Here is a 10,350-nt window from a genome sequence, read left to right as displayed (position 1 = left end):
CCCCCCCCCCACCTCTTCTCCTGCCACGGCGCCCCCCCAGACCCACACGTCAGGAGTCGCCGCCAGCGTCCGATGTGCATAAGAGACAGCATAAAAATTTTCATTGTCAAAAATTTTTTTTTCGTGTGACAAAAATTTATACAATCCGAGATTTTATTTTTTTTTTAATTTTTAGAATAATTTGTTGAACTTAAAAAAATTTAGTTCTAAATGATTTTTTTCCAAAATTTAAATAATGAACAATACTTTTACAAATAAAAATTTAAAACAAATTAGTCCAGATAGATTAGATTGGGAATTAGTAAAATCAGAAATGAAAAGTAAACTTGGTTCTGATATTTATGAAAGTTGGTTAAAGAAAATTGAATTTATAGAAGAAATAAACAATTATGTTTTATTGTCAGTTCCAACTAGATTTATCAGAGATTGGATTACTTCAAGATATTTAGATCAAATTTTACAAATAATTAAAAATTACAAAAAAGAAATTCACAGAATAGAATTTAAGATTATAGAAAAAAAATCATCACCTGAAGACTTTACTAAAATAGATACAGATTTAAATAAAGCTGATGAAAACGTTTCTTTTATAAAAGACTCTTATCTTCAATATAATCGAATAGATCCTAATAAAAGATTTGATAATTTTATTACAGGCACAAGTAATAAATTAGCATATGAAGCATCCTTGAAAGTATCTGAAAATATTGCTCATTATAATCCCTTATATATTTATGGTGGTGTTGGTATGGGCAAAACTCATTTGTTAAACGCGATTGGGTTAGAATTGAAAAAAAACAATAAAGTAATGTTTATTTCAGCAGAGAGATTTATGTATCAATTTGTTAAGTCTATAAAATCAAATGATATGGTTAAATTTAAAGAATATTTTAGAAATACAGATATTCTTTTGATAGACGATATTCAATTTATGAATGGTAAAGAAGCAATGCAAGAAGAGTTTTTTCATACCTTCAATGCTTTGTTAGACAAAGGTTCACAAATTATTGTATCAGCAGATAGAGCTCCAAATAAATTATCCAGAATTCAAGAAAGAATAAAATCAAGATTTTCAGGAGGTTTGGTTGTGGATATACAAAAACCCGATTACCAACTAAGGAAAGAGATTGTTGCCAAAAAAGCAGACGAATTGACCTCATTATATTCAGATCAAAAAAAAATTTCTCAAGATATTCAAGATTTTATAAGTAATGAGATAACAGGAAGTATAAGAGAGCTTGTAGGTGCAATTAATAGATTGGTATCTTTTTCAAGAATTTATAATAAAATTCCAAATATTAGTGAAACAAAAGTTGTATTAAAAGATTTATTAAATATTTCAGAAAATAAAGTTACGATTGATTTAATTCAAACTTTAGTTTGCAAGTTTTTTAAAATTAGCAAAAATGAAATGTTATCTGCTAGAAGATCTAGATATTTAGTAAGACCAAGACAAGTTGCAATTTATCTTACAAAAATTTTGACATCAAAGTCATTACCAGAGATAGGTCGTGAATTTTCTAATAGAGATCACACAACAATTATCCATTCAGTAAAAACAATTGAAAAATTAAAAGAAAATGATCCAGAAATGGTTGAGAATATTAACAAGTTAAAAAATCAAATTTTATATAAAAACCAAGAAAATGAAGTTTAATATTAACCAACAAGATTTACAACAAGCTCTTAATTATTGCCAAGGTGTTATTGAAAAAAGGAGCACTTTGCCAATTCTTTCAAACATTTTGTTAGATGCCAATAACTCAAACTTAACTATTACTGCAACTGATCTTGATCTAATTTTTATCCATCAAATCAAAAATGTTGAAATCTTAGAGCCGGGAAGAACAACAACTACTTCGTCAATAATGTATGATATAATAAGAAAGTTTACATCTGGCAAAAAAATAAATTTATCGTTAAAAGATGAAAGTAAACTTCAATTAGAATCAGAGAAGTCTTTATTTAATTTGAATTGTATAAATGCCTCTGAATTTCCATTAACTGATGAAAATTTTAATCAAAATGAATTTTCAATAAAATCTAAACAATTATTAAAATTATTAAATAAATGTAAATTTTCAGTTTCTAATGATGAAACAAGACATTATTTGAGTGGAATTTATTTACACCAAACTGAAGTTGAAGATAAAATTTATCTCACAGCTGCAGCAACTGATAGTCATAGAATGTCGATTTCAAAAGTTAGATTAGAAAATAAAATTGAATTTGAGCCAATTATATTACCAAAGAAAACGATTTTTCAATTATGTTCGTTACTTGATAATTATGATGGTGAAGTAAAAGTTTCTAATGCAAAGTCAAAAATAAAATTTGAGTTAGATAATAGTATTTTAATTTCAAAACTAATTGATGGTAAATTTCCAAATTATATTCAAGTTATTCCAAAAAATAATCAAAAAAAATTAGAGCTAGATCTTAAGTTATTTTTAGACTCAGTTGATAGAGTTGCATCTGTGTCATTAGACAAGAAAGATGGTGTTAAGTTTAATTTGTCAAAAGATATTTTAAATCTATCAGTAAATAATACTAATAGTGGAGATGGTAAAGAAAGCTTAAACGTTAGTTTTGATCATGAATTAGAAATAAGCTTTAATTCAAGATATTTAATTGATGTTGCATCTCAACTAGATGGAGAAAAAATAGAAGTCTACTTTAATGATACTGGTTCACCAGCATTGATTAAAGATCCAGGTGATTTTGATAGTATTTATGTTGTGATGCCAATGAAAGGTTAATTAATTTTATCTAATTCCCCATAAATTTCTTTTTGCAACAGTTCTATAAACCTTTCTTTTGATAATCCTTGATCAATTTTTTTTAATATAGAAATTGTTATGTTTTTATTGGGAGTCTTTTGATTTTTTTTAGGCCAAACGTATCCCGAATTAATTGCTATTGGCTGACAAGGAACATTTATTTGTTCATAAATTCTTCCAGCCCCCTTTTTAAAATCAGATCTATCGTCAGGTAAAGCTCTTGTTCCTTGAGGAAAAATTATTAAAGGTCTATTGGTAGTTTGTATCGTTTTTATAATATCATCAATAAATCCTAGATTATCTTTTGTTATTTTGTTTCTTTTAATTGATATAGATCCAATTTTTTTTAAGTACCAACCAAAAATAGGAATTAATAAAAGTTCATTTTTTAAAATAAAAACGGGAGAATTAAATATTGTTTGAAGAAAAAATGTTTCAAACATCGATTGGTGTGATGAAGCAATAAAAAACTTTTGATTTGAAATTATATTTTCTTTGCCTTTTATTAAAATTTTAACATTTAAGAAAATTCTTAAACATATTACTGACCAATAGCCCATTAACTTTCCACCAAATAAAACAACTTTTTGAGGGAGAAAAAATGAAGGTAAGAAAAATAAAGAGATTATTACTATTCCAAAAAAGAAAAAAAATGAAAATAAAAAATTTCTAATCATTTCAAAAACTATATTAAGTCTTTGAGCTTTTGTCTCTTACTTATAATTTTGATTTTTGAACCATTTACTAAAATTTCTGATGCCTTCGGTCTCATATTATAATTGGAACTAAGCGACATACCATAAGCTCCAACATCACAAATAATTATATAATCTTTTTCATTAAGTTTTTGAAATTTATTTGTATTCAAAAATTTATCAGTACTTTCACAAATGGGACCTACAAATTCGTAATTTTTTTTTGATTTTTGTTTAGTCTTATTCAAAGGCAATATTCTATGTTTTGCATTATATAACGCTGGGCGCATAAGATCATTCATTGCAGCATCCAATATGATGAAATCTTTTCTTGAACTTTTTTTAATATAATTAACTTTTGATAACATAATACCTGTGTCACCTATTATTGATCTACCAGGTTCAAAAATAATTTTAGAATTATGATTTTTTATGAATTTTTGAATTGCATTTGAATATTTTTTTAAATTTAGTTTTTGATTTGAGCCATCATAATCAATGCCCATACCCCCACCTAAATCAATAAATTCAAATTGAAAATTGGATTTTTTTATTACTCGTTCTAAAACTTTTAACATTTTCTCATAAGGTTTATGATTGAGTATCTGGCTACCAATATGAACGCTTAAGCATTTTAAATTTAGATTTTTTGAATTTTTTATGTATTTTACTAAGTTTAGAAATTGCTTTTCATCAATTCCAAATTTGTTTTCTTTTTTTCCAGTAGAAATTTGGCTCAAAGTTTTAGCATCAGTGTTTGGATTCAAACGTATACCAATATCAATTGTTTTACTCATGGATTTAGATATTTTCTCTATTTCTTTAATTTCGCTTTCAGACTCAGTATTTATTAATAAAATTTTCTTATTTATTGCATATCTTATTTCTTCTTCTGTTTTGCCAACTCCTGAAAAGACAATTTTTTTTGGTTTTATACCTGCTTTTAAAGCTCTCATTAATTCTCCAATTGAAACCACGTCAGCACCTAAACCAAATTTTTTTATTTCTTTTAGCAGATATAAGTTAGGGTTAGATTTAACAGCAAAACAAATCAATGGGTTTAAAATCTTAAAATTTTTCTTAAAGTTTAAAATATTATTTTTAAGTTTTGAGTATGAGTAACAATAACTAGGTGTTCCATATTTTTTGGCAATTTTTTCAGCTTTTATATTTTCTATGAAAAAATTATTATTTCTATATTTCATATTACATGAATAATTCTAGCGCTGTTATTTTCCTTACTTTCTTTGAAAACAGGGTCAGCTTTTTTACCACACGATAAAGTTAAAAGACTAAGAATGATTAATAATGTAATTTTTTTTATCATAAATTTTTCTTATATTTGACTATCATCTTTTTTATATTACTAAAAGACGTTCCTCCAAAAGATTTTTTAGAATTTATCGAATTTTTTAATTCAAATATTGAAAGTACATCACTCGTAAACTTAGGATTGAATTTTTTTAATTCATCGAGTGTTAATTCCTTAAGTTCTTTTTTACTCTTTTCAGCATAATTTATAATTGATGCTGTTTTTTGATATGCATCTCTAAACGGCATAGAACAATTTTTTACCAGATAGTCTGCTAAATCTGTTGCAGTGATAAACCCAGTTTCAGCTAATTTGATCATATTCTTTTTATTTGGCGTTATATTGTTAATAACTTCGTTTAAAATTTTTAAACTATCAATTAAATTATCATAAGAGGAAAACACTAGCTGCTTATCATCCTGTAAGTCTTTAAAATATGACATTGGAAGACCTTTTAAAATTGTTAACATTGAAAAAAGATTGCCATAGGATGATCCTGTTTTTCCTCGCAAAAATTCAAGAAGATCAGGATTTTTTTTCTGAGGCATTATTGAAGAACCAGTAACTATTTGATCACTCAAGGAAATCAATCTAAACGCATCAGAGTTCCAAATTATTAACTCTTCAGCAATTCTTGAGATATGCATAGCACATACGGATGAACTAAATAGAAAATCTAAAACAAAATCTCTATCAGAAACAGTATCTATAGAGTTATTTGTAGGCTTTTTAAAACCAAGTTTTTTTGTTGTGTAATTTCTATCAATATTAAATGAAGTTCCAGTTAAGGCTCCTACACCAAGTGGATTTTCATTTAAATTTTCAAAGTTATTATTAAATCTAAATCTATCTCTATTAAACATTTCAACAAAAGATAACAAATAATGAGCAAATGAAATCGGTTGAGCATTTTTTAAATGCGTAAAACCTGGCATTATTGTTTCAATATTTTTTTCAGCTAATTTAATAATAGATTTAATCAAATTCTGTATTTCAAAATCTAAATTTTTTGTAGAAGATTTAATCCATAATTTGAAATCGGTTATAACCTGATCATTTCTTGATCGAGCTGTATGGATATATCCCGCTTCCTCACCAATTATTTCATGAAGTCTTTTTTCAATATTGATATGAATATCCTCATATTCTTTTTTAAAGATAAATTTCTTATTTTTTATTTCTTTCTCAATTTTATCCAACCCATAAATGATTTTATTTTTTATTTTAAAAGAAATAATTTTCTGTTTAAAGAGCATCTCAACATGGGCCTTTGATCCTAAAATATCTTCTTTAAAAAGTCTTTTATCTATATCTAAAGAGCTCCCAGCTTTTTGATATAAAATAGAAGATTTCTTTTTTATTCTAGTATTCCATATTGCTTTATTGTTTTTATTATTTGTCATGCTATTTATTTATATCTTTTAATTATGAGAATTTTAATACTATATATATTTTTACTTGCAAATGCAGTAGCTACTGAAACTGCACCATCCAAAAACATAGTCATTAATGATGAATTAAAAGTGTATGATAATCTATATTTTTTTGATCAAGAAAATAAAAGAATTAATTTAGATGAATTTAGAGGAAAATTTGTATTATTAAATTTTTGGGCTGTTTGGTGCGCACCATGCAAAGAAGAAATGCCATCTTTGGACAAACTTAAAGTAAATAAAAAACTAAATAATATTGAGATCTTTCCAATAAATGTAGGTAACGACAGTATAGAAAAATCTAAAGAGTTTTTTAAGGATCTAAACATAAAAAATTTAGAGGCATATTTTGATCCAAAAATAAATCTTGCAAGAGAATTATCTTTAAGGGGTGTCCCGACTTCTGTGCTTGTGAATAAAAATGGTGAAGAGTTTGCTAGAATAATAGGAATAGTTGATTTTGAAGATCCAAGTATAATTGATTGGTTGTCTAAATATAATTAATTCTTAAAAAAATAAGCAAAACCAACCAAGACTAAAATCGCTACAAATTGAAGAAGAACTCTCAATTGCATTAATTTGTTAGAATATTTTTTGCTTGTGCTACCACCTTTAAACAGGGTTCCAATTCCTAATATTAATACTACACCGACAGCGATGAGTAAGGTGATTGAAATAATTTTAGCAAGAACTCCAGATATCATTTACAATTATCTTAGATTGTTTTAAAAAATATAAAACAATTTATTTCAACTATGACATTTTGCCTAAAATCTAAAATTATCAAGCCAGAAAAAGAAATAAAAAATGCAATAATACTACTTCATGGTTATGGAGGAGATGGAAATGATATTAGTATGTTATCTTTAAATTGGAAACGTCATTTGCCTAATACAATCTTTATATGCCCAAATGGACATGAAACTTGTGAAATAAATCCCTCTGGATATCAATGGTTTGATTTAACGAAAGATGACCCAAACTATATTTTGGAAGAAACAAAAAAAGCAGAAGAAATACTTAAAAAGTTTATAAATGAAGTTAAAGAAGAATATAATTTAATTAATAATAACATTTGTTTATCAGGTTTTAGCCAAGGATGTATGATGTCTTTAAATGTGGGGCTAACTTCTGAAGATAAATTTAGTTCCATTGTTGGTTTTTCAGGAAAAATAATAAATCAGAATGATTTAAAACAGAGAATTAAAAATTTAACAGATGTTTTTTTAATACATGGTGAATTAGATGATATTGTTTCACCTACATTTTTATTAGAAGCAAAAGATTTTCTGATAAGAGAAAAAATTAATGTAGAGTCGCATATGGTAAAAAATTGTGGACATCATATACCAATTGAGGCTTCAAGTTTAGCATTAAATTACATCTTAAAAAAAATTTAATATTTTAGTCATATTGAAAATAATTTTTAATTAAGTTATGGTTTTGATATGAATTTTATTGAACAAGATGTTTCTTTAGAAAAATGTCCTGCATTAGTTTTAAATGCAGATTATAGACCTCTGAGCTATTACCCTTTATCATTATGGTCTTGGCAAGACACAGTGAAATCAGTCTTCTTAGATAGAGTAATTATTGTAAGTAAATATGATAGGGAAATTAGAAGCCCATCTTTTAGTATGCAGCTACCAAGTGTTATTGCTTTAAAAGATTATATAGTTCCTCAAGCAAAACCAAGTTTCACAAGATTTAATGTTTTTTTAAGAGATAAATTCTCTTGCCAATACTGTGGAAGTAAAGAAGAGCTAACTTTTGATCATTTGCTACCAAGATCAAAAGGTGGAGAAACAAATTGGGATAATGTTGTTACAGCTTGCTCAACATGTAATGTTAAAAAAGGTGGAAAACTTTTGAAATTCTCAGGAATGAAATTAAACCAACATCCGTATAGGCCCTCGACAGAAGATCTTCATAAAAATGGAAAAAATTTTCCTCCAAACTTTCTTCATAAAAGTTGGATGGACTATTTGTATTGGGATGTTGAATTAGAAAGTTAAAGTTATATTTTTTCTGAAATATTTATAGCTATTTTAGATCCAATTTTAATTATTTTATCCATCAAAGAATAAAGACCTTTTTTAGTTGCTCCTTTTTCATATGCTATATCTTTATGATGAAGTTCATCATCTCTAAATTTTTTTATTTTCTTTTTTAATTCAGTTTCATCCGCACCTAGTTGATTTATTTGATCTAAGTAATGTTTATCGATTACCTCTTCAACTGATGCTGTACATAACATTGCAGCTTTCTTTCCAATAATTGTAGAACCAAATCCTAGACCAATACCAAGTAGATCCCATAATGGTAATAATTTTGTTGGTTGAATATTCCTTTTTTTTATTTCCTCCTCAAAAAATTCACAGTGTTCTTTTTCATGAACTTTCATTTCTTCTATTATTTTTTTTAAGTTGTCATCTTTTACAACAGTGTTTAAGGCTAGCAATTGTCCTTCATAAATTTTAACAGCACCACGTTCTCCAGCATGATCTACTCTAATAAATTCTTTTAATTTTTTTTGGTCAGTTTTATTTTTGTTTTGCATAAATTTTAATTAAAGTAGCAGAAATGATTACAGATAGTAATATGTTATAAGTTGTTAATGACAAACCAAATATAGTAAATGTCACATTTTTACAGCTAATATTCATATTTTGAAGCTCTTGGAGCAATTGTTCCTTGTTTAAATTTAGATTATCCTTTGTGCTGCAGACAAAAGACTCTTCAATTAATCCTTGTTCAATTCCAAAATGATAAATTGATAATAAAGCACTTATAACAAAAATAACGATTAATACTAAAATTGTATGTTTATCATTAAATTTAATTTTAAAATTAGTTAAAATTATAATTATACTTAATGCGTAAGGAATTCTTTCTAATAAACAAAGATTGCATGGTTGATAACCCAAAAAATACTCAATAAAATAAGCTGAGGTTAAAGCTAATATTGAAATAATTAAAATACTTAAATAAATTTTTTTTACCATTTGTCTAAGATGTATGTTTAAAAACGTATATTACAACTGAGAATATAAAAACTAAAACAATCCCAATTATAGTGAACCACTTCGAACCATGGCTTTCCATAAATTTAGTGAATAAATGCCCAAATTTATAAGAAAGATACGAAATTATAAAAAATCTTAAGCCTCTTGAAATAATACTTACAATTATAAAGACGAAAAGATTAAATCCAACAAGACCACTAGCAATCGTAAAAACTTTGTATGGTAATGGGGTAAAACCAGCTAAAAATAAAATTCCTAGCCAAGCAAAAAAACCTGCACCTTCACTTAAATCATTTTTAATTTTAATCATTTTTTCCTCATATCCATACAAACTGATTATTTGAGAAGCAAAATCAAAAAAGAATGATCCAATGAAATATCCAAAAATTCCGCCTAATACTGAAAAAATAGTAGCAATTAAAAAAATTTTAAAAAATTCTTTCTTTCTGGAAAAAACCATTGGAATAATCATCACATCTGGCGGAATTGGAAAAAAAGAACTCTCAATAAATGAAACAAGTCCTAAAAAAAATTTTGAACTTTTATGAGCAGCTAGCGTTAAGCATTTTTTGTATAATGAATTAAGCATTTTTTTTGTTTTAATATAAAAATTCTTCTTATACTATTTATATTTATTATATTAGTTAAAAGGGCGAATGGCGGAACTGGTAGACGCGCACGACTCAAAATCGTGTTTCGCAAGAAGTGAGAGTTCGATTCTCTCTTCGCCCACCATTACTTATGAATATAAATAGATTAAATAATCTTTTAGAATTATTTTATACGCAGTATCAATTAAGCAATAAGAGTGAGATTTTTTTAACATCTCTTAAACAAAAAAAATCTTTCTCATGGGAAGATACATTCCAATCAGTAATCAAACTTTCATCCAAAATTTCATCAATAATACAACAAGGTGACAGATGTTTGTTGATTTCTGAAAACAGGCCAGAATGGATGATTTCTGATTTGTCTATAATGTTATCAAAAGGAGTTACAGTGCCATCCTATACTACATACACAGAAAGAGACTATGAATATATAATTAATGATTGCCAACCATCATTAATATTAGTTTCTAATAATGAATTATTTAAAAAAATA

General features: G+C 26.3%; 13 protein-coding genes and 1 tRNA gene. 7 read left to right on the top strand and 7 right to left on the bottom strand.

All coding sequences use genetic code 11. The annotated features are described in order from the left end of the window. Positions 1-235 precede the first annotated feature (235 nt). Both dnaA and dnaN read left to right on the top strand, forming a co-directional pair. Positions 236-1,657 carry a chromosomal replication initiator protein DnaA gene (gene dnaA / locus ACTT9D_RS06060; RefSeq protein ID WP_440930896.1) on the top strand — a complete coding sequence of 474 codons (1,422 nt, stop codon included), beginning with the start codon at positions 236-238 and terminating at the stop codon, positions 1,655-1,657. Next, positions 1,647-2,759, top strand: a complete 1,113-nt coding sequence (dnaN, locus tag ACTT9D_RS06055; RefSeq protein ID WP_440930895.1) for a DNA polymerase III subunit beta — start codon at positions 1,647-1,649, stop codon at positions 2,757-2,759. Before dnaA ends, dnaN begins: the two co-directional genes overlap by 11 nt. Here the strand turns inward: dnaN and ACTT9D_RS06050 are convergent. From ACTT9D_RS06050 to argH, 3 genes are all read right to left on the bottom strand, one after another. Continuing rightward, positions 2,756-3,457: a lysophospholipid acyltransferase family protein gene (locus ACTT9D_RS06050; RefSeq protein ID WP_440930894.1), complete on the bottom strand. Its 702-nt coding sequence runs from the start codon at positions 3,455-3,457 to the stop codon at positions 2,756-2,758. The two genes, dnaN and ACTT9D_RS06050, sit on opposite strands and share 4 nt — an antisense overlap. Positions 3,458-3,465: 8 nt before the next feature. Further along, positions 3,466-4,680: a diaminopimelate decarboxylase gene (lysA, locus tag ACTT9D_RS06045; RefSeq protein ID WP_440930893.1), complete on the bottom strand. Its 1,215-nt coding sequence runs from the start codon at positions 4,678-4,680 to the stop codon at positions 3,466-3,468. A gap of 118 nt (positions 4,681-4,798) precedes the next feature. Continuing rightward, complete coding sequence (gene argH / locus ACTT9D_RS06040; protein WP_440930892.1) at positions 4,799-6,190, bottom strand: argininosuccinate lyase; 1,392 nt, start codon at positions 6,188-6,190, stop codon at positions 4,799-4,801. Between the two features lie 24 nt (positions 6,191-6,214). Here argH and ACTT9D_RS06035 point away from each other — a divergent pair, with 24 nt between their 5' ends. Next, positions 6,215-6,724: a TlpA family protein disulfide reductase gene (locus tag ACTT9D_RS06035; protein WP_440930891.1), complete on the top strand. Its 510-nt coding sequence runs from the start codon at positions 6,215-6,217 to the stop codon at positions 6,722-6,724. Here ACTT9D_RS06035 and ACTT9D_RS06030 read toward each other — a convergent pair. Further along, a complete protein-coding gene (locus ACTT9D_RS06030) occupies positions 6,721-6,924 on the bottom strand; it encodes a twin transmembrane helix small protein (protein WP_440930890.1) in 204 nt (67 codons plus the stop codon). The genes ACTT9D_RS06035 and ACTT9D_RS06030 overlap by 4 nt on opposite strands. Positions 6,925-6,975: 51 nt before the next feature. On the opposite strand from ACTT9D_RS06030, the gene ACTT9D_RS06025 reads away from it, so the two are divergent. Both ACTT9D_RS06025 and ACTT9D_RS06020 read left to right on the top strand, forming a co-directional pair. Beyond that, a complete protein-coding gene (locus ACTT9D_RS06025) occupies positions 6,976-7,620 on the top strand; it encodes an alpha/beta hydrolase (RefSeq protein WP_440930889.1) in 645 nt (214 codons plus the stop codon). A gap of 48 nt (positions 7,621-7,668) precedes the next feature. Further along, a complete protein-coding gene (locus ACTT9D_RS06020) occupies positions 7,669-8,235 on the top strand; it encodes an HNH endonuclease (protein WP_014953867.1) in 567 nt (188 codons plus the stop codon). 2 nt (positions 8,236-8,237) lie between these two features. On the opposite strand, the gene ACTT9D_RS06015 is transcribed toward ACTT9D_RS06020, so the two are convergent. The 3 genes from ACTT9D_RS06015 to ACTT9D_RS06005 are packed head-to-tail and all read right to left on the bottom strand — an operon-like array spanning position 8,238 to position 9,835. After that, positions 8,238-8,780, bottom strand: coding sequence for a demethoxyubiquinone hydroxylase family protein (locus ACTT9D_RS06015; RefSeq protein ID WP_440930888.1), 543 nt, complete (start codon positions 8,778-8,780; stop codon positions 8,238-8,240). Then, positions 8,764-9,225: a disulfide bond formation protein B gene (locus tag ACTT9D_RS06010; protein ID WP_440930887.1), complete on the bottom strand. Its 462-nt coding sequence runs from the start codon at positions 9,223-9,225 to the stop codon at positions 8,764-8,766. Before ACTT9D_RS06010 ends, ACTT9D_RS06015 begins: the two co-directional genes overlap by 17 nt. A 4-nt stretch (positions 9,226-9,229) precedes the next feature. After that, positions 9,230-9,835: a YqaA family protein gene (locus ACTT9D_RS06005; protein WP_440930886.1), complete on the bottom strand. Its 606-nt coding sequence runs from the start codon at positions 9,833-9,835 to the stop codon at positions 9,230-9,232. 61 nt (positions 9,836-9,896) lie between these two features. Between ACTT9D_RS06005 and ACTT9D_RS06000 the strand changes: the two genes are divergently transcribed. Both ACTT9D_RS06000 and ACTT9D_RS05995 read left to right on the top strand, forming a co-directional pair. Next, a tRNA-Leu gene (locus ACTT9D_RS06000) sits at positions 9,897-9,981 on the top strand. A 6-nt stretch (positions 9,982-9,987) separates the two neighbouring features. Continuing rightward, the coding region (locus ACTT9D_RS05995; RefSeq protein ID WP_440930885.1) for an AMP-binding protein at positions 9,988-10,350 on the top strand (363 nt) is incomplete at its 3' end.

It is taken from the genome of Candidatus Pelagibacter sp., assembly GCF_052049815.1.
GTDB lineage: Bacteria > Pseudomonadota > Alphaproteobacteria > Pelagibacterales > Pelagibacteraceae > Pelagibacter.
This window is presented reverse-complemented; position numbering and strand designations above follow the sequence as displayed.